The following is an 18,434-nucleotide window of genomic DNA, read 5'->3' as shown; positions in this document are numbered from 1 at the left end:
CATACTTTGGCCTGAATCCGATTGTTGGGACCGTCATAATGCTGGATATTGTCGCGCTATTGGTTACGTTGACCGCTCTTTTCAGTTACATCAACCACCGCTTCATTAAACTCCCCACCACCATCGGGGTCATGGTGCTGGCCATGTTGCTCAGCCTGATCCTGATGAGCCTCGGCGAACTGGGATATGCGCCGGTCGAGCAACGGGCCGAAGCCATTATCGGCGGTATCGACTTCAATCAGGTGCTGATGCAGGGCATGCTCTCCCTGTTGTTGTTCGCCGGCGCCCTGCACGTCAATCTGGAGGATCTGGCCCAGAAAAAATGGCCGATCGGCATCCTGGCGACCGTCGGCGTGGTGGCGTCCACCTTCCTGGTGGGCATCGCTTCCTGGCTGGTGCTCAACTTCTCGTTCGGCATCTCGATCTCCCTGCTGTACTGCCTGCTGTTCGGCGCCCTGATTTCGCCCACCGATCCGATCGCCGTGCTCGGCATTCTGAAATCCGCCAAGGCACCCAAGAGCCTGGAGATCAAGATCGCCGGGGAATCGTTGTTCAACGACGGTATCGCGGTGGTGGTATTCGCCATCCTGCTCGGTCTGGCCGCGGGTGGCGCGGAGGTGACACTCGGTGGCGTCGCCCTGCTGTTCGCCGAGGAAGCGCTGGGCGGCATCGTGTTTGGCCTGGCGATCGGTTATCTCGCCTACCAGTTGCTGAAAAGCATCGATAGCTACAATGTCGAGATTCTGATCACCCTGGCGCTGGTGCTGGGCGGCTATGCGCTGGCCATTCACCTGCATGTTTCCGGACCGATCGCCATGGTGGTGGCCGGCCTGATGATCGGCAATCACGGCCGCAGTCTGGCGATGTCGGATACCACAAGAGAGCATCTGGATACCTTCTGGGAACTCATCGACGAGATTCTGAACGCCATGCTGTTCGTGCTGATTGGTCTGGAAATGATCATCCTGACCTTCGAGCGCGATCATCTGTTGGCTTCCCTGCTGGTGATTCCGATCGTGCTGCTGGCCCGGCTGGCGTGCGTGGGCGTGCCGGTGAGCCTCATGCGGCGCTGGTTCGGCTTCACGTTTTCGCCCCATGCCATCAAGATCATGACCTGGGGCGGGTTGCGCGGCGGTATTTCCGTGGCCCTGGCGCTGTCGCTACCGCTGGGACCGGAACGTCAGATCGTACTGGTGTTGACCTATATCGTGGTGCTGTTCTCGATTTTGGTGCAAGGTTTGACGGTGGGCAGGCTGATCAAAGCGACGGTGGCCCCCGCCAGCGCTGGCGCGAATGACCCGTGAACCAATCGGTTCGTCGTCGTGCTTTCGGGAGGATCGAACATGAAACCCGCGCTGACCTTTGCTGTTGTGCTGACACTGGTCCTGCCGGCTCGGGCGCAGGTCTATAAGTGGACTGACGCCAAGGGGCAAGTCCATTATGGTGGGGCGCCGCCCGCCACGGATCGACCGGCGCAAACCCTGGATATCCAGTCTCAACCCACGCCGGACGGCGAGGTGGATAACGTCGGGTCGATGCGGCGGGCCACTCGGGAGTTGCGCGAACTGCGCGCGGTGAATCGAGGCATCCCCGTGCGTGAACTCGATCGCCCCAAGACCTCGCGCCGTAAGAAGAATACACCCGTACACATTGGCCATGGAGATCAAGCCAGGATCGATAATCTCAACAGCGACATCCGGCGTCTGTCTTCCTCGACCCTGGGCAGCGCGCGCGGTCGCGCCCGGGAACTCCGCGCGGCCAAGCGCGAACTGCGGCAGATTTATCGCAAGTACGGTATCAAGCCGCCGTAAATCAAAGCCGGGGTTGGCGGAACCCGTCCCGGCCACGACGGCGACCGGCGGAGTTTCCACGATCAGGCGGCGCGGCCCGCCGTGACGATGCCGCGCGCCGCCGCCCATTGAGCGAGATCGCGCCGCGCAACGGCGGCGGCCATCAGATCGGGAAACTGGTCCGGCGTACAGGCGAATGCCGGCGCACCCATTTCGGCCAGCGTGCCGGCAATGCCGTGATCGTAGGCGGGCGCGCCCTGGTCGGACAACGCCAGCAGCACGATCAGATTGACCCCGGCGGCGACCAGGCTGGCGGCGCGTTTGAACAGTTGCTGGCGGTCGCCGCCTTCGTACAGATCGCTGATCAGCACCAGGATGCTGTCGTTGGGCGCGCGCACCAGCCCCTGACAGTAACCCAGCGCCTGCTGGATGTCGGTCCCGCCACCCAGTTGGGTACCGAACAGCACCTCGACCGGATCAGCCAACTGCTCGGTGAGATCCACCACGGCGGTGTCGAACACCACCAGCGACGTGCGCACCGATCGGATCGAAGCCATGACCGCCGCCATGATGCCAGCGTAAACCACCGAGGCGGCCATCGAACCACTCTGATCCACGCAAAGAATGATGTCGCGCAGGGCGGCGCTACGGCGACCGAAACCAATCCGGGTGGCGGGAATGACGGTGCGATACGCGGGCTGGTAATGGCGCAGGTTGGCGCGAATGGTGCGATCCCAGTCGATCTCGTGGTGACGCGGCCGGCGGTTGCGGGCGCTGCGGTTGAGGCTGCCGGTAATCGCCTGCCGCAAGGGATTGGCCAGCTTGCGCTCCAGTTCGGCGACCACCTGGCGCACCACTTGGCGCGCGGTGTCGCGGACCTTGGCCGGCATAACCCCGCGCAGCGCCAGCAGGGTGGCGACCAGATGCACGTCCGGCTCGACCGCCGCCAGCATCTCCGGCTCCAGCAGCATGCGCCGCACGCCATGACGGTCCAGGGCGTCTTTTTGCAACACCCGCACCACCGAGCTCGGAAAGTAGCGGCGGATGTCGCCCAGCCAGCGGGCGATCTTGGGCGCGGACCCACCCAGCCCGCCCGCGCGCTCCTCATCGTAGAGATTTTCCAGGCAGCGATCCATGCCCAGATCGGCCGCCGCCAACTCGCAGCCGGTACCATCGGCCGCGCCGCCGCCGAGAATCAGCCGCCAACGGCGCTGGCGTTCGTCGCCGGATTCGGATTCGGATTCGGATTCGCCGGCGGATGAGACATCGAAAGATAGGGTTTTCATACCGGAAATGGTCAAATAGTTCGTTGTCAGAATCAAGAACCCGTTGAACAAGGAGCCCGTTCCATGAAATTCTGTAGCCAATGCGGCGCCCCGGTCATCTTGCGCGTCCCCTCGGGCGATAACCTGCCCCGGCATATCTGCGACGCCTGCGACACCATCCACTATCAAAATCCGAAAATCGTCGCCGGCTGCGTTCCCGAATGGGGCGACCGGATCTTGCTGTGCCGGCGGGCCATCGAACCTCGTTATGGATTGTGGACCCTGCCGGCGGGATTTATGGAAAACGGCGAATCAGCAGTGGCGGCGGCGGCACGCGAGACCTGGGAAGAGGCCAACGCCATGGTCGAAAACCTGACTCTGTACGGTCTATACTCTTTAACTCATGTCAATCAGGTTTACCTGATGTTTCGCGGCCAAATCAAGGATGGCGCGGCCAGTCCCGGCGAGGAAAGCCTGGAGGTCGGATTGTTCGCCGAGGAAGAGATTCCCTGGGAGCAACTCGCTTTCACCGTGGTCCACGAAACCTTGCGCCAATACTTCACCGAGCGGCGAACCGGTGTGTTTCATTCTCATGTCGGCGATATCATCCGTGAATCCGACAACCGGTTTCGTATCCATCGCTACTATTGAATGCCAAGCCCGAAGGAACACTCATGAAACCCTATCTCATCGTCGTGGAAGATCCGAGTTCCGACCATCTGATCGACGTGGCGCTTATCGAGGCCGAGAGCGAACAGCAGGCGGAAACCACGGCCCAACGGCTTTTTCCCCACTTACCCGGTCAGGATCTGTGTGTATACGACGTCCATGACTTGAACCACGACCATCCCGACGGTTGGACTTATCGGGATTGAACAAACACCCGTCGCGCCACCGCTCGTTGGTCCGCGCGGTGGGTTGAGAAAAAACCCCTTCGGAGCCCCGCCGCGTGGAGACCAGTCGCCCCCCTCAACTTGACGAAGCCATGCTCGCTGGCATGTCGCATGTCCTCAAGGAAGAAGATCTGTTGGCGAAAACCTGGAGCGCTCAAGATCGCGCCGAACATGCACAGAGCGTGAGGGAAAGCGTCGAGCAGACCGGTAACCTGCGCCAACGCCTGGGAAAGCTGCGCGCGCGAACCGACAGTGTCTGGGAACGGTTCGTCACGCTGACACTGGAGCGGGCGCTGTCCGGGCAACTCCGTCAGTTTCTCGATGAGATCGACCTGGAAACGCAGGAATCGAACCAGCAACTGGTGGAATTGGATTGCGAGATCGACCGGTTGCGGGCTCGCGTGCAGGAGCGGCGGCGGTGCTTGGAAGAAAAGATCACGGTGTTGGAACCGCTGGCGCATCGTACTTCCACTCAGAACCATCTCAGCATGATGCTGGCCCGGGTGGAGGGTTTGGAAGCCTATTTATTGGGTAAACAAGACGTGGCGCCGGAAGCCGGCGAAACCCATGGCAAGCGCCAAACCAATGTATCCAGCGACTTGCTGTATCTGCGAGTGCGCCTGCTGACGACCCGCATCGCCATTTTCGCGTCCAGCCGCGGCAAGCAGATCAGTGACTGCGATACCGAACTGGTCACCCTGCTGCCCGAGATCGAACGGCTCAAGGCCGATTTCGCCGCGCTGGCCGCCCGGATCGACAGCATGAACGAACTGTCCCGCTACTGGCTGGCGTATCTCGATATCGCGGTCCCGGAACGGGAGCCGTAAAATCCGGAGTTCGGGGGACTCGCTGGAAAACCTGTCCCCCGAACCCTGAATCCGCTGCATCCTTTCTACAAGACCCGCACGCTCAACACACCCTGGACACCGGCGATCTGCGCCATCACCTCGGTCGACACCGTACTGTTGGTATCCACCAGGGTACAGGCGATCTCGCCGCGCGATTTGTTGAGCATATCCAGGATATTGATGCCCGCTCCGGAGATCGCCTTGGAAATACGCTCGATCATGTGCGGGACGTTGGCGTTGACGATCACCAGGCGCGGGCCGCCGTTGCGCGGCATGGCCACTTCCGGGAAATTCACCGAGTTGTGGATCGTGCCGTTTTCCAGATAGTCGCGCACCTGATCGGCCACCATGATGGCGCAGTTGTCCTCGGCCTCCGCCGTGGAGGCCCCCAGATGGGGCAACATGATGACGCGCGGGTGATCTTTCAGCCGGTTGGTGGGAAAGTCACAGACGTAGGTTTTGAGCTTGCCGACTTGCAGTGCCTCGAACAGCGCTTCTTCATCCACCACCCCCTCGCGCGAGAAGTTCAACACGGTCAATCCCGGCCGGATGTTTTTTAGAAACTGGGCATTGATCAGGTGGCGGGTGGCGTCGTTCAGCGGGACATGCAACGTGACGAAATCAGCCTGCGCGGCCATTTCGTTGACGCTCAGCACCTGTTCGACCTGCGAGGAGAGCTGCCAGGCGTTGCTGACGGTGATGTGCGGATCGTAGCCGATCACCCGCATCCCCAGCGCGCGGGCGGCATTGGCGACCCTGACGCCGATGGCGCCCAAACCGATCACGCCCAGGGTGCGGTTGGGCAGTTCGATACCGACGAACTGCTTCTTGCCGGATTCGACCTGCTTGGACAATTCGGCATCGCTGCCTTGCAGCTTGCGGGCATAGTCCCAGGCGGTGCAGATGTTGCGCGCCGACAGCAACATACCGGCGACAACCAGTTCCTTGACGGCGTTGGCGTTGGCACCGGGCGCGTTGAACACGCAAATACCCTTGGCGGTCATCTGGGGCACGGGGATGTTGTTGACACCGGCGCCGGCTCGGCCCACCGCCTTGAGGCTGGTGGGAATGGGCCAGTCGTGCATCTTGAAGGAACGCAGCAGCACGGCGTCGGGGTTCTGGATTTCCGAAGCGATCTCGTAACGATCGCGCGGGAGGCGTTCCAGGCCGGAAACGCTGATGTTGTTCAGGGTCAGGATCTTGTACATCGTCTTGCTATCAGGTTGGATAAAAAAACGCCCTCCCCCTGGTGGGGAAGGGTGGAGGCGGGGGGTGTAAATCAGCCGTGCCGCTTTTGGAAATCGGCCATGAACGCCACCAGTGCCTTGATGCCTTCCAGCGGCATGGCGTTGTAAATGCTGGCGCGCATCCCGCCGACCGAACGATGGCCGGCCAGGGTCAGCAGACCGGCGGCCTTGGCCTCGGCCAGGAACGGTTTGTCCAATGCCGGATCGGCCAGGGTAAACGGTACGTTCATCCACGAGCGATAAGCGGGATCGACCGGATTCTTGTAGAAGCCGGACTCGTCGATGCTTCGGTACAACAGCTCGGCCTTGGCCTGATTGCGGGCCGCCATCGCATCCAGCCCACCCTGCGCCTTGATCCACTGGAACACCAGTCCGGCGATGTACCAGGCGTAGGTCGGTGGGGTGTTGTACATCGAGCCCTCCTTGGCCATTGCCGCATAGTCCAGCAAAGTCGGCGTGCCGGTCAGGGTCTGACCCATGAGGTCCTCGCGGACGATGGCGATGGTCAGGCCGGCGGGGCCGATATTCTTCTGGGCACCGGCGTAGATCACACCGAATTTGCTGACATCAATCGGCCGCGACAGCAGGGTGGACGACAGGTCCGCCGCCAGCGGTACGCCGACATCGGGAACCCGGTGCATTTCGACGCCGTTGATGGTCTCGTTCGGCGTGTAGTGCAGGTAAGCCGCTTCCGGGTCGCACTTCCAGCTTTCGTGCGCCGGCACCGTGGTGAAATTAACCGCCTCGGAGCTGGCGACCACATTGACCTGACAGAATTTTTTGGCCTCGGCAATGGCCTTTTTCGACCATTGTCCGGTGTTCAGATAGTCCGCCTTGGTCTTGCCGCGCAGCAGGTTCATCGGGACCATGGCGAACTGCGCGGAAGCGCCGCCCTGCAGGAACAGCACCTTGTAGCCGGCGGGAATGTTCAGCAGCTCGCGCAGATCGGCCTCGGCCTGCTCGGCGATGGAGACGAACTCCTTGCCGCGATGGCTCATTTCCATCACCGACATGCCGGAACCGCGCCAGTCGAGCATTTCGGCCTTGGCCTGTTCCAGAACCGCCTCGGGCAGCATGGCGGGACCTGCGCTAAAGTTGTATGGGCGTGGCATCTTGGACATCCTTCGTGACCGCACTGAAATGCGGCGCATAGTAGCAGAAACGCCCTTTTCGGATAATGGATAAAGTCGCCACGACCCAAGCCATATCGACTCCAGCGCCTCCAAACGACCCTCCACCAGCGAAACCAGAATCTTTCATGAAACGCATCTATCCGTTTCTATTCGTTTTTTTGTGGAGCACCGGCTTTATCGGCGCCCGGTTTGGCCTGCCGTATTCCGAGCCTTTGTCCTTTCTGCTGGTCCGTTATCTTTGCGTTATCGTCCTGATGACCACGATTGCCGTGCTGAGCCGCGCTCCGTGGCCGAAACAGTCAAGTCAATGGTGGCATATCGGCATATCTGGATTGTTGATTCATGCCATTTATTTGGGAGGCGTGTTTCTGGCGATCAAGCACGGCTTGCCGGCGGGCATCACCGCTTTGGTGGTCGGCATGCAGCCACTGCTGACCGCCGTCAGCGCCGGTTGGTTGCTTGGAGAACGGGTGAGCGCGCGGCGCTGGGCCGGGTTGGCGCTGGGCTTCATCGGGCTGGTGCTGGTGGTGTCCGGCAAGTTCGGGGTCGGCGCCGAACTCGGACCGATGCTCGTTCCGGCTCTGGTGGCGTTATTGGGGATTACCGCGGGGACTTTGTATCAGAAGCGGTTTTGCACCGGATTCGATCTACGTACCGGCTCGGTCATTCAATTTGTCCCGAGTGCTATCGTCACCGCCATCGCCATCGCCCTGTTTACGGAATTCCAGATTAGCTGGACCGGCCAGTTCATGTTCGCGCTCGGCTGGCTGGTGCTGGTGCTGTCCATCGGCGCGATCAGCCTGTTGAATCTGCTCATTCACAGCGGTAGCGCCGTGAACGTCGCCAGCTTGTTTTACCTGGTGCCCTTGAGCACCGCACTGATCGCCTGGGCGGTGTTTGGCGAGACGCTCCCCCCAATCTCCCTGGTCGGCATGGTGTTGGCGGTGGGGGGCGTCTATCTGGTGGTCAAGCGTTAGGGAACGACAGCCCATGGATTGGAGAGCCGTCCTCTCCGCGTGGGCACCAGGTTCGAATCATCGTTCCCCATCACACCATGTTCAGTTCCAGCTTGGCGCGCATGGACATCCGCTCCGGTGTCCACGGCGGTTCCCACACCAGTTCGACATTGACCGATTCCAGCCCGGAGGCGTGGCGGGCGGCGTTTTCCACCCATTCCGGCATTGAGCCGGCGACCGGACACCCCGGAGCGGTCAGCGTCATCTGAATGTCGGCGTGATTGCCCAGCGGATCGACATTCACATCGTAGATCAAACCCAGGTCGTAGACGTTGACCGGAATCTCGGGGTCGTAAACGGTTTTCAATGCCTCGATGATTCGGGCTTCCAGTTCACCGGCGTCCGGCAGATCGGGGGATGTGGGAATTGCGCTCATGTTCACGCCTCCTGAAGGGAGAAAGGGTTATTCGCTCGCCACGGGTTCCTGGCGTTGTTCCAGGGCGGCGCGCACGGCGTGCCAGGCGAGAGTGGCGCATTTGACCCGGCTCGGATAGTCGCGCACCCCGGCCAGCACGCCGAGCTTGCCCAACCCGCGCGGGCATTCGCATTCGGTGGTGACCACGTTGTGGAAGGCTTCGAACAAATGTTCGATTTCCTTGACCGGCTTGCCCTTGAGTGCTTCGGTCATCAGCGAGGCCGAGGCGCTGGAAATGGCGCAGCCGGCGCCTTGAAAAGCGATGTCCTTGATCACCCCGTCATCGATATCCAGAAAGACGCTGATCCGATCGCCGCACAAGGGGTTGACACCGTCGGCGTGATGGGTCGGTTGTGGCAGAACCCGAAAATTGCGGGGCCGCTTGTTGTGATCCAGGATCACTTCCTGGTAGAGATCGCGTAAGTCGCTCATTACTCGAACAACTCCTTAACTTTCCAAAGGGCCGCGACCAGGGCATCCACCTCGTCGCGGGTATTGTAGACGGCGAACGACGCCCGCGCGGTGGCGGGTACGCCGTAGCGCTGCATGACCGGCTGGGCGCAATGATGGCCGGCGCGGATGGCGACCCCCTCGCGGTCGAGGATGGTGCCGATATCGTGAGGATGAATCCCCTGCATGGTGAACGCCGCCAGCGCCGCCTTGTCGCGGGCCGTGCCCATGATCTTCAGGCCGGGAATCTCGGAGAGCCGGGCGGTGGTGTGTTCCAGCAGCTCGTGCTCGTGCGCGGCGACTGCGTCCAGGCCAATGGCGTTCAGCCAGTCCAGCGCCGCGCCCAAACCGATCACGCCGGCGATATTGGGGGTACCGGCCTCGAACTTGTTGGGCAAATCGGCGTATTCGGTCTTTTCGAAGGTCACCATCTGGATCATGTCGCCGCCGCCCTGATACGGCGGCATCGCTTCCAGCAGCGCCTTCTTGCCGTAGAGCACTCCAACCCCACTCGGCCCGTAGATCTTGTGGCTGGAGAAGGCGTAGAACTCGCAATCCAGTTCCCGCACATCCACCGCCAAATGCGGAACCGATTGCGCGCCGTCCACCAGCACCGGGATGCCGCGGGCGTGCGCCAGTTCGATCATCGTCTTGATCGGGTTGATGGTACCGAGGGCGTTGGACAGGTGCACGAACGCCACCAGCTTGACCCGGCCACTATCCAGCAGTCGCTCGTACTCCTCCAGGATCAACTCGCCGGCGTCGGTGAACGGCACGACTTTCAACGCCGCGCCGCTGCGCTCGCACAGCAGTTGCCAGGGCACGATGTTGGAGTGGTGCTCCATGCCGGTGATGACGATCTCGTCGCCGGCCTTGATCCGCTGACCGCCGAAGCTGCTGGCCACCAGATTGATGCTTTCGGTGGCGTTGCGGGTGAAGATGATTTCCTGGACGCTGGCGGCGTTCAGAAAAGATCGTACTTTCTCCCGCGCGCCTTCGTAGGCGGTGGTGGAGCGTTCCGACAGCAGATGGACACCGCGATGGATGTTGGCGTAATAGCCGCTGTAACACTCGTCGATAGCGTCGATCACCGCCTTGGGTTTCTGCACCGAAGCGGCGTTGTCCAGATAGACCAGCGGCTTGCCGTGGACCCGCTGGCGCAGGATGGGAAAATCGGCGCGGATGCGGGCAAGATCCAGCTCCGACGCGGCCACCGGGGCGGCGGAAAGCGCGAGCGGGGCATTCATGTCACTGTTCCTCGATGTTGCCCAGCGCCAGACGGGCGGCCAGAGAACTGGCCAATCGTTCGCGCAGGGGCGTTAGCTGAATCCGGTTGAGGCTGTCGTTGGCGAAGGCATGCACCAGCAGGGTCCGCGCCTGCGCGGCGGGAATGCCACGAGCGCGCAGGTAGAACAAGGCGTCGGGATTCAGAAAGCCGGTGGTGGAGCCATGGCCACACTTGACGTCGTCGGCCAGAATTTCCAAGCGCGGGTTGGCATTGGCCTGGGCCTGTTTGGACAGCAACAGGTTGCGGTTGGTCTGGCGGGCATCGGTCTTCTGGGCGTGCGGACGGACATGGATCATGCCGTCGAACACCGAACGCGCCCGACCGTCCAGTACGCTCTTGAACAGTTGTTCGCTGCTCCCATGCGGCTGGGCGTGCTCGACCCGGACATGGTAATCACCCATCTGCTGGTCGTGCGCCATAATCAGGCCGTTGAGCGTGCAACTGGCGCCCTCGCCATCCAATAACGCGTCCAGATCGGTGCGCGCCAGTTGGCCGCCGAACGACACCAGGTTCAGCTTTGCCTGACTATCGCGATTCTGGCGAAGCCGGATACCACCGAGATGAAAGGCTTGCGACGCCTCTTCCTGAATCTGGTGGTAGTGCAGCACCGCGCCCGCGCCCACTTGCAATTCGGCAACCGGCGCGTTCAGGTAACGGCCTTCGCCGCGCTGCTCGACCACCACCGTCGCCTGGGCGCCGTCCTCCAGCACCAGCAGCAGGCGCGGATAAACGGCGATGTCGCCGCCGGTGGCATGGAAGATCAGATGAATCGGCGTTTCCACCACGGTTCCGCGTGGCAGATACACGAACGCGCCATCTTCCCAGAACGCGGTGTTGAGCGCGGCGAACGGGTGTTGGCCCAGGCCCGGCAGCCGTTCCAAATGTGGCTCGATCAATTCGGGATGGGTGAGCAGAGCCTGGCCGAGGCTGGCGATCAGCGCTTGGCCAGGCAGTTCCCGCAACCGCGACAAGCCCGGCGCGAAACGGCCGTTGACGAAGGTCAGCCGGTGCGCTGGGAGATCGAGCGTCGGCAAGGCTCCGGCATCGACCGGCGCATCGGTGGGCCGCTGCAAGTCGATCTGGGTAAGCGCGCTCAGGTCGGTCAGGCGCCAGGCTTCCCGCTGGCGGGTCGGCAGGCCGAGTGTCTCGAAGCGGGTGAACGCTTCGCGGCGCAGGCGGGCGATGGCGTCCGGTTCGCGGCGATTGGCCGTAAACTCGATGAAGGCCGGGCGGTAGCGATCCTGGAACACAGGGGCGGCGGCGGTCATGGCATCGCCTCTCAGGCCGCGGCCCGGCGGGCACGGCCGGGCTCCTCGTTGTACAGCGCGTAACCCTGTGCTTCCAATTCCAGCGCCAGTTCCTTGCCGCCGGAACGAACGATGCGGCCATTGAACAACACATGCACATGATCCGGCACGATATAATCCAACAGGCGCTGGTAATGAGTGATGACCAGGAAGCCGCGTTCCGGGCCGCGCAGGGCGTTGACGCCGTCGGCGACCACTTTCAGGGCGTCGATGTCCAGGCCGGAATCGGTTTCGTCCATCACCGCGAAACGGGGTTGCAGCACGGCCATCTGGAACACTTCGTTGCGCTTCTTTTCGCCGCCGGAGAAGCCTTCGTTGACCGAACGCTTGAGCATGGATTCATCCATCTTTACCAGGCTCATGCGCTCCTGCACCAGTTCCCAGAAATCCATCGCGTCCACCGGCGGCTCGCCGCGATACTTGCGCACGGCGTTGACGGCGGCTTTCAGGAAGTACAGGTTGGCGACGCCGGGGATTTCCACCGGATACTGGAAGGCCAGGAACAGGCCCTCGCAGGCGCGGATTTCCGGGTCCATTTCCAGCAGATTCTTGCCATCGAACAGGATCTCGCCCGCGGTGACTTCATAGCCTTCGCGGCCGGCGATCACATTGGCCAGGGTGCTTTTACCGGAGCCGTTCGGCCCCATGATGGCGTGGGTTTCACCGGGGCGAACAACGAGGTCGATGCCCTTGAGGATCTCCCGGCCTTCGACGGTGGCGTGCAGGTTGCGAATTTCCAGCATGGTTCGTGTTTTCCTATAGCCAATAGCCTGTGATGCTTACGTCAGGTAATGATTTTTACCTTGTGAGGAAACTCAGGGATCAAAATAGATGCTTTTAACTGCCCGTTTTCATCAAAAAAAGCCATGTTTCCGTTTTCATTGCAAACCCAGAATTCGATAGCACCCGCCGAGATATACAGCGCTCCCTTTTCTTCCATTTCACTGCTCGTGTTACTGGATGAAAGCACTTCTATACAAACTTCCGGGGCGACGGAGCACTCCGCTTCTCGTTCGATCCTTGCGAATCTCTCCTCTGAGCACCAGGCAATATCGGCGACCTTGGTTCCTTTTGAAGTTTTGATGGCACATTCAGCTAAAACAACGCCTTGCTTCGGTAATAATTGAGTAATTTTCCCCTGAAAAGCGGAGTGATGGACTTTTACAGGAGACATTAAAATTTGTCCCTTTTCGTTTAGCTCAATCTTAAAGGGCAAATCCTGCAAACTGGGATGTTCGCAAACTTCTTGCCATTGCATAAGACCATCTTTCCTTGCAGACTGGGCAGTTAAGTTGAGGAGTCACGGTTGTAGGGCATGCCTTGTGTATTTTGCGTCCACCACACTCAGATGGACGCCCCGCTTTTTTATTAACCCACGCTGCCTTCCAGCTTCAGTTCGATCAGCTTCTGCGCCTCGACGGCGAACTCCATCGGCAGTTCCTTGAACACTTCCTTGCAGAAGCCGTTGACGATCAGGCTGACCGCGTCTTCGGCGCTGATGCCGCGCTGCTTGCAGTAGAAGATTTGGTCTTCGCTGATCTTCGAGGTGCTGGCCTCATGTTCCACTTGGGCGCTCGGGTTCTGTACCTCGATGTAGGGGAAAGTGTGCGCGCCGCAACGGTCGCCCATCAGCAGCGAATCGCATTGCGAGTAATTGCGGGCGTTCTCGGCGGTCGGCAGCACTTTCACCAGTCCCCGGTAGGCGTTCTGGCCGTGGCCGGCGGAAATACCCTTGGAGACGATGGTGCTACGGGTGTTCTTGCCGATATGGATCATCTTGGTGCCGGTGTCGGCCTGCTGATAATCGCGGGTCAGGGCCACCGAGTAAAACTCGCCCACCGAGTTTTCGCCGCGCAGCACGCAGCTTGGATATTTCCAGGTGATGGCCGAGCCGGTCTCGACCTGGGTCCAGGAGATCTTGGAGTCGCGGCCTTTGCACAAACCGCGCTTGGTCACGAAGTTGTAGATCCCGCCCTTGCCCTCGGCGTCGCCCGGATACCAGTTCTGCACCGTGGAGTATTTGATGGTGGCGTTGTCCAGCGTCACCAGTTCCACCACCGCCGCGTGCAATTGATTTTCATCGCGTTGCGGCGCGGTGCAGCCTTCCAGGTAGGAGACGTAGGCGCCTTCGTCGGCGACGATCAGCGTCCGCTCGAACTGGCCGGTGTTGCTGGCGTTGATGCGGAAGTAGGTGGATAGCTCCATCGGGCAGCGCACGCCCGGCGGGATGTAGACGAAGGAGCCGTCGGAAAACACCGCCGAATTCAGGGTGGCGTAGTAATTGTCGCGATACGGCACCACCGTACCCAGATACTTGCGCACCAGTTCGGGATGCTCGCGCACCGCCTCGGAGAACGAGCAGAAAATGATGCCGTATTCCGCTAACTTGCCCTTGTAGCTGGTCGCCACCGACACCGAGTCGAACACCGCGTCCACCGCCACGCCGGCCAGGATGGCCTGTTCCGCCAGCGGAATACCGAGCTTTTCGTAGGTACGAAGCAACTCCGGATCAACTTCATCCAGACTTTTCGGGCCGTCGCTCTTCTGCTTGGGCGCCGAGTAAAAGGAAAGCGCCTGATAATCGATGGGCGGATAGTGAACCCGTGCCCATTCGGGCTGTTTCTGGGTCAGCCAGTGACGATAAGCTTGCAGCCGCCATTCCAGCAGCCAATCCGGTTCCTCCTTTTTAGCCGAAATCAGCCGGATGACCTCCTCGTCCAACCCCGGCGGCACGGTGTCCTGTTCGATGTCGGTGACAAAACCGTACTTGTAGTCGCTGGTGGCGAGTCGTTCGAGGGTTTGGGTGCTGTCGGTCATGATGGGGATTCCTCTTCCAGAAATGCTGGCAACTCAAACGGGTCGGCCGACGATACCGGCGGTCGCTGTCCGCTGCGACGGGTGAAAGTGCAGCGGGCGTGGCGGGTCGGGATGACTCATTTCTTCCAGACTGATGCTCTGCAACGCGGCATAAATGGCTTGATTGATGCGTGGCCAGTGGCTACTGACCTCGCAATGATCCTGACGCGAACAGCCGTCGTGCATGTCGGTGCTGCATTCGGTGATGGCGAGAGGACCTTCCAGCGCGCCGATGATGTCGGCCGCGGAAATGTGTGTCGCGGGCCGCGCCAGGTTGTAACCGCCCTGCGCGCCGCGCTGCGAATTCAGCAAGCCGGCCCGCGCCAGAGCCTTGAGAATCTTGCTGACCATGGGTAGCGGCAGCCGGCGTTGCCGCGCCAAGGCGGCGGCGCTGCACGACTGGCCATCGGCACGGGCCAGACAGCTCATGAGCACGATGCCGTAATCGGCTTCCCGGGTAATACGAATCATGAACGCTCCACAAGACTCATCTAATCAGTACTGTATTGGTTCTATTTGTGGGTAGGATAGTTCCAAACGCGGCGCTTGCCAAGAGGGAAGCGCCGCGCGCCGACTGGAAGCTGGGGGCGAGAATGGAATCGCGAGGGCGCCGCGGCGCCCTCGTCGGAGAGATCAGGCCGTGAGCCGGGCTGGCAGCACGCCCTTCAGTTTAGCGTGAGCCTCGCGCAGCGTGGTTTCGGTGGTTGCCCAATCCACGCAGGCATCGGTGACCGACACGCCATATTTGAGCTGGCTCCGATCCGCGGGGATGGATTGGTTGCCCGCGCCCAGGTTGCTTTCGATCATCACCCCGACGATGGAACGATTGCCTTCCATGATCTGATGCACGCAGTCCCGCATCACCAGCGGTTGCATGGCTGGGTCCTTGAAGGAGTTGGCATGACTGCAATCGACCACGATATTGACCGGCAACTTCTTGTCGCGCAGCGCTTTCTCGCACAGGGCGATGGATACCGAATCATAATTCGGCCGGTCGCCACCGCGTAGCACCATGTGGCCGTAGCGGTTGCCCAAGGTACGGATCACCGCCGACTGGCCGAATTGATTGATGCCGAGAAAACTGTGAGGGCTAGCCACCGATTGCAGGGCGTTGATCGCCACTTCCAGGCTGCCGTTGGTGCCGTTCTTAAAACCGACCGGGGTGGACAGGCCACTGGCGATTTCGCGGTGGGTTTGCGATTCGGTGGTGCGGGCGCCGATCGCGGTCCAGGCGATCAGGTCGTGGATGTACTGCGGAATGATCGGGTCCAGCGCCTCCGTGCCGGCCGGCAGGCCCAGTTCGGCCAGCTCCAGCAGCAAATCGCGAGCGACCTGCAAGCCTTCGTCGATGCGGAAGGTGTCGTCCATGCGCGGATCGTTGATCAATCCCTTCCAACCGACGGTGGTGCGCGGTTTTTCGAAGTACACCCGCATGACCAGGAACAAAGTGTCCTGAACCTCATCAGCCAAGGCTTTCAAGCGCTGAGCGTAGTCGCGTGCCGCCACAACATCGTGGATGGAGCAGGGGCCGACCACCACGAACAGTCGGGGGTCCTGACGGTCGAGGATGTGCTTGATCGTTTCTCGCGCCTGGAATACGGCGTTCGCCGCCGTTTCGCTCAGCGGCAAACGCTGCTTGATCTCCTCCGGCGTGGGCAGAACTTCCAGGGCGGCGACATTGATATTGTATAAGTTGGGCATGGGCATGGCACCGACGGTGATAAATGGAATGGATTGAGTTCAGTCCCGTAGACTGATGATTGGCCAGCCGCGTTCGCGCGCGTGCCGGGCCAGGGTGGCGTCCGGGTCCACCGCCACCGGATGGGCGACCCGGCCAAGCAACGGCAGATCGTTGTGCGAGTCGCTGTAAAACCAGCTATCGGCGCAATCATGGCCGGTTTCCGCCAGCCAGGCCTCCAGCCGTTCGACCTTACCATGCTGGAAACAGGGAATCCCGCTCGGTCGGCCGGTGTAGCGCCCATCGGCAAACTCGACTTCAGTGGCCAGCAGATGCGGCACACCCAGCCGTTCGGCGATGGGTCCGGTGACGAAGCGGTTGGTGGCGGTGATGATCAGCAGGGTATCGCCGGTCCCACGGTGCCGCTCCAACAGATCCGCCGCTTTCGGCAACAGGATCGGTTCGATCTTTTCCGCCAGGAACCGTTCCCGCCACGCCAGCAGCTCGGCCAGCGGCTTTTCCGCCAGTGGCCGCAAGCCGAAGGCCAGAAACTCCTGGATGTCCAGCGTACCAGCCCGATACTCGTCGTAGAAGCGCTGGTTTTCGCGCTCGAAGGTTTCGTCGTCGACCAGTCCCCGCTCGACCAGGAATCGGCCCCATAGGTAATCGCTGTCACCGGCCAACAGAGTATTATCGAGATCGAAGATCGCCAGGCTCATGTCATCGTCATCCGTCCGGGCATTCAATCCAGGCCGTATCGCCGGAGTTTTTTGCGCAGAGTGCCGCGGTTGATGCCGAGCAGCTCGGCCGCCTTGGTTTGATTGCCGCGAGTACGCTGCATCACGATCTCCAGCAACGGCGGTTCCACTTCCCGCAGTACCAGATCGTACAGATTGCTGGGTTGCTGGTCGCCAAGATTGTGAAAATAAATGCGCAAGGCTTCGTAGACCTGATCGCGCAGCGGGGTGGCGGGTAACAGATCGACGGGGGGTTCGATGTTCGTGCTCATGCGGCCAGAGGCTCCTCATTGGCCAGGCGCTCGAAAAAATCGCGGACCAGCATCAGTTGCGCGCGACCGCTTTCAGCCGCGTTCGCCCGTGCCCGGAACCCCGCGCTCTCGGGCCAATGCTGGCTGTACCAGATCAAATGCTTGCGGGCGATGCGCACACCGGCGGTTTCGCCGTAAAACTCATACAGTTGGGTCAGATGCGCCGCGACCCAGTCGCTGATTTGCAGCGGGGACGGTGGCGCCAGCCGCTCGCCGCTGGCCAGGAAGTGGGCGATTTCGCGGAAGATCCACGGCCGGCCCTGAGCGCCGCGGCCGATCATCACCGCATCCGCGCCGGTGTAATCCAGCACACGACGGGCTTGTTCCGGGCTGTCGATGTCGCCATTGGCGATGACCGGAATCGTCACCGCCTGCTTGATGGCGCGGATGGCGGCATGGTCCACCGGGCCGCTGTAGCCGCAGGCGCGGGTGCGCCCATGCACGGCCAGCGCCTGGATGCCGGCCTGTTCGGCGATGCGGGCGACGGCGGCTCCGTTGCGCTGCGTCAGATCCCAACCGGTGCGGATTTTCAGGGTGACCGGAACGGAAACCGCCCCGACCACCGCTTCCAGGATGCGCTCGACCAGCGTCTCGTCGCGCAGCAGCGCAGCGCCCGCTTGCGCGCCGCAGACCTTTTTGGCCGGGCAGCCCATATTGATGTCGATGATCCGGGCACCCTGCTCAACGTTGAAGCGAGCCGCCTCGGCCATGGCGCGCGGATCGGCGCCAAGAATCTGCACGCTGCGCGGGTCGGGTTCGCCAGCGTGATCCAGCCGCAGCCGGGTCTTGCGACTGTCCCACAGTCGCCGGTCGGCGCTGACCATCTCCGAAACCGTCAGCCCCGCGCCCAGCCGCCGGCACAATTGCCGGAACGGCCGGTCGCTGACGCCGGCCATCGGTGCCAGCACGACGGGCGAAGAAACCAGGTAGGGACCGATGTGCATGAATGGAAACTGTGTGGGTAAAAAAGGCGGTTATGATACCGGAATGTGGCAGTTGGATGAAGCACCATTATATTTGCACGGATTTTGTAACCAGCCCAGGCACCCGCCGAAAAAATGACTTGACAGAGCAAGAAGCCGTCTAAAAATTAACTTATTGATTATAATAAACAACTTGCCGACAATGATCGACCAAAATCGTCCGCGAGCATGTTCCTGCGTCAACAAGACCTTGATTTTAATCGGGCAGTTTTTCGAC

Annotated in this window: 21 protein-coding genes; 6 read left to right on the top strand and 15 right to left on the bottom strand. The window is 61.2% G+C overall.

Going from position 1 to position 18,434, the window contains the following annotated elements; all coding sequences use genetic code 11:
* Positions 1 to 38 precede the first annotated feature (38 nt).
* Both IPM89_14280 and IPM89_14275 read left to right on the top strand, forming a co-directional pair.
* Positions 39 to 1,304: a sodium:proton antiporter gene (locus IPM89_14280; GenBank protein QQS53985.1), complete on the top strand. Its 1,266-nt coding sequence runs from the start codon at positions 39 to 41 to the stop codon at positions 1,302 to 1,304.
* A 39-nt stretch (positions 1,305 to 1,343) separates the two neighbouring features.
* Positions 1,344 to 1,811: a DUF4124 domain-containing protein gene (locus tag IPM89_14275; GenBank protein QQS53984.1), complete on the top strand. Its 468-nt coding sequence runs from the start codon at positions 1,344 to 1,346 to the stop codon at positions 1,809 to 1,811.
* 62 nt (positions 1,812 to 1,873) lie between these two features.
* Here IPM89_14275 and IPM89_14270 read toward each other — a convergent pair whose 3' ends face one another.
* Positions 1,874 to 3,076, bottom strand: coding sequence for a VWA domain-containing protein (locus IPM89_14270; protein QQS53983.1), 1,203 nt, complete (start codon positions 3,074 to 3,076; stop codon positions 1,874 to 1,876).
* Between the two features lie 63 nt (positions 3,077 to 3,139).
* On the opposite strand from IPM89_14270, the gene IPM89_14265 reads away from it, so the two are divergent.
* The 3 genes from IPM89_14265 to IPM89_14255 all read left to right on the top strand — a co-directional run bounded on the left by IPM89_14265 (position 3,140) and on the right by IPM89_14255 (position 4,775).
* Positions 3,140 to 3,706, top strand: a complete 567-nt coding sequence (locus IPM89_14265; GenBank protein QQS53982.1) for an NUDIX hydrolase — start codon at positions 3,140 to 3,142, stop codon at positions 3,704 to 3,706.
* Between the two features lie 23 nt (positions 3,707 to 3,729).
* Positions 3,730 to 3,930: a hypothetical protein gene (locus IPM89_14260; protein QQS53981.1), complete on the top strand. Its 201-nt coding sequence runs from the start codon at positions 3,730 to 3,732 to the stop codon at positions 3,928 to 3,930.
* 74 nt (positions 3,931 to 4,004) lie between these two features.
* Entirely contained in the window at positions 4,005 to 4,775 is a 771-nt protein-coding gene (locus IPM89_14255; protein ID QQS53980.1) for a hypothetical protein, read from the top strand.
* Positions 4,776 to 4,840: 65 nt separating this feature from the next.
* Here IPM89_14255 and IPM89_14250 read toward each other — a convergent pair whose 3' ends face one another.
* Positions 4,841 to 6,004 carry a 3-phosphoglycerate dehydrogenase gene (locus IPM89_14250; GenBank protein QQS53979.1) on the bottom strand — a complete coding sequence of 388 codons (1,164 nt, stop codon included), beginning with the start codon at positions 6,002 to 6,004 and terminating at the stop codon, positions 4,841 to 4,843.
* Positions 6,005 to 6,075: 71 nt separating this feature from the next.
* Positions 6,076 to 7,155, bottom strand: a complete 1,080-nt coding sequence (gene serC / locus IPM89_14245) for a 3-phosphoserine/phosphohydroxythreonine transaminase (GenBank protein QQS53978.1) — start codon at positions 7,153 to 7,155, stop codon at positions 6,076 to 6,078.
* Between the two features lie 146 nt (positions 7,156 to 7,301).
* Between serC and IPM89_14240 the strand changes: the two genes are divergently transcribed.
* Positions 7,302 to 8,153, top strand: a complete 852-nt coding sequence (locus IPM89_14240) for a DMT family transporter (protein ID QQS53977.1) — start codon at positions 7,302 to 7,304, stop codon at positions 8,151 to 8,153.
* Positions 8,154 to 8,223: 70 nt separating this feature from the next.
* On the opposite strand, the gene IPM89_14235 is transcribed toward IPM89_14240, so the two are convergent.
* The 12 genes from IPM89_14235 to dusB all read right to left on the bottom strand — a co-directional run bounded on the left by IPM89_14235 (position 8,224) and on the right by dusB (position 18,178).
* Positions 8,224 to 8,568, bottom strand: a complete 345-nt coding sequence (locus IPM89_14235) for an SUF system Fe-S cluster assembly protein (GenBank protein ID QQS53976.1) — start codon at positions 8,566 to 8,568, stop codon at positions 8,224 to 8,226.
* Positions 8,569 to 8,595: 27 nt separating this feature from the next.
* Complete coding sequence (locus IPM89_14230; GenBank protein ID QQS53975.1) at positions 8,596 to 9,039, bottom strand: SUF system NifU family Fe-S cluster assembly protein; 444 nt, start codon at positions 9,037 to 9,039, stop codon at positions 8,596 to 8,598.
* Entirely contained in the window at positions 9,039 to 10,256 is a 1,218-nt protein-coding gene (locus IPM89_14225) for a cysteine desulfurase (protein ID QQS55942.1), read from the bottom strand. Before IPM89_14225 ends, IPM89_14230 begins: the two co-directional genes overlap by 1 nt.
* A gap of 49 nt (positions 10,257 to 10,305) precedes the next feature.
* Positions 10,306 to 11,613, bottom strand: a complete 1,308-nt coding sequence (gene sufD, locus IPM89_14220; GenBank protein QQS53974.1) for a Fe-S cluster assembly protein SufD — start codon at positions 11,611 to 11,613, stop codon at positions 10,306 to 10,308.
* An 11-nt stretch (positions 11,614 to 11,624) separates the two neighbouring features.
* Positions 11,625 to 12,395 (bottom strand): Fe-S cluster assembly ATPase SufC, encoded by a 771-nt coding sequence (sufC, locus tag IPM89_14215; protein ID QQS53973.1) that lies wholly within the window; start codon positions 12,393 to 12,395, stop codon positions 11,625 to 11,627.
* Between the two features lie 41 nt (positions 12,396 to 12,436).
* Positions 12,437 to 12,910 (bottom strand): Uma2 family endonuclease, encoded by a 474-nt coding sequence (locus IPM89_14210; protein QQS53972.1) that lies wholly within the window; start codon positions 12,908 to 12,910, stop codon positions 12,437 to 12,439.
* A 110-nt stretch (positions 12,911 to 13,020) separates the two neighbouring features.
* Positions 13,021 to 14,469: a Fe-S cluster assembly protein SufB gene (gene sufB / locus IPM89_14205; protein ID QQS53971.1), complete on the bottom strand. Its 1,449-nt coding sequence runs from the start codon at positions 14,467 to 14,469 to the stop codon at positions 13,021 to 13,023.
* Positions 14,470 to 14,502: 33 nt separating this feature from the next.
* Complete coding sequence (locus IPM89_14200; protein QQS53970.1) at positions 14,503 to 14,979, bottom strand: SUF system Fe-S cluster assembly regulator; 477 nt, start codon at positions 14,977 to 14,979, stop codon at positions 14,503 to 14,505.
* Positions 14,980 to 15,141: 162 nt separating this feature from the next.
* The gene (locus IPM89_14195; GenBank protein ID QQS53969.1) at positions 15,142 to 16,215 is read right to left on the bottom strand and encodes a 3-deoxy-7-phosphoheptulonate synthase; all 1,074 of its coding nucleotides are present in this window, start codon (positions 16,213 to 16,215) and stop codon (positions 15,142 to 15,144) included.
* Positions 16,216 to 16,248: 33 nt separating this feature from the next.
* On the bottom strand, positions 16,249 to 16,905 hold the full coding sequence (locus IPM89_14190; protein ID QQS53968.1) for an HAD family hydrolase: 657 nt from the start codon (positions 16,903 to 16,905) through the stop codon (positions 16,249 to 16,251).
* 23 nt (positions 16,906 to 16,928) lie between these two features.
* A complete protein-coding gene (fis, locus tag IPM89_14185; GenBank protein ID QQS53967.1) occupies positions 16,929 to 17,195 on the bottom strand; it encodes a DNA-binding transcriptional regulator Fis in 267 nt (88 codons plus the stop codon).
* Positions 17,192 to 18,178, bottom strand: a complete 987-nt coding sequence (gene dusB, locus IPM89_14180; protein QQS53966.1) for a tRNA dihydrouridine synthase DusB — start codon at positions 18,176 to 18,178, stop codon at positions 17,192 to 17,194. The genes fis and dusB overlap by 4 nt, the downstream gene beginning before the upstream one ends.
* Positions 18,179 to 18,434 lie beyond the last annotated feature (256 nt).

It is taken from the genome of Candidatus Competibacteraceae bacterium (genome assembly GCA_016699715.1).
In the GTDB taxonomy this organism is placed as follows: Bacteria; Pseudomonadota; Gammaproteobacteria; order Competibacterales; family Competibacteraceae; genus Competibacter.
This window is presented reverse-complemented; position numbering and strand designations above follow the sequence as displayed.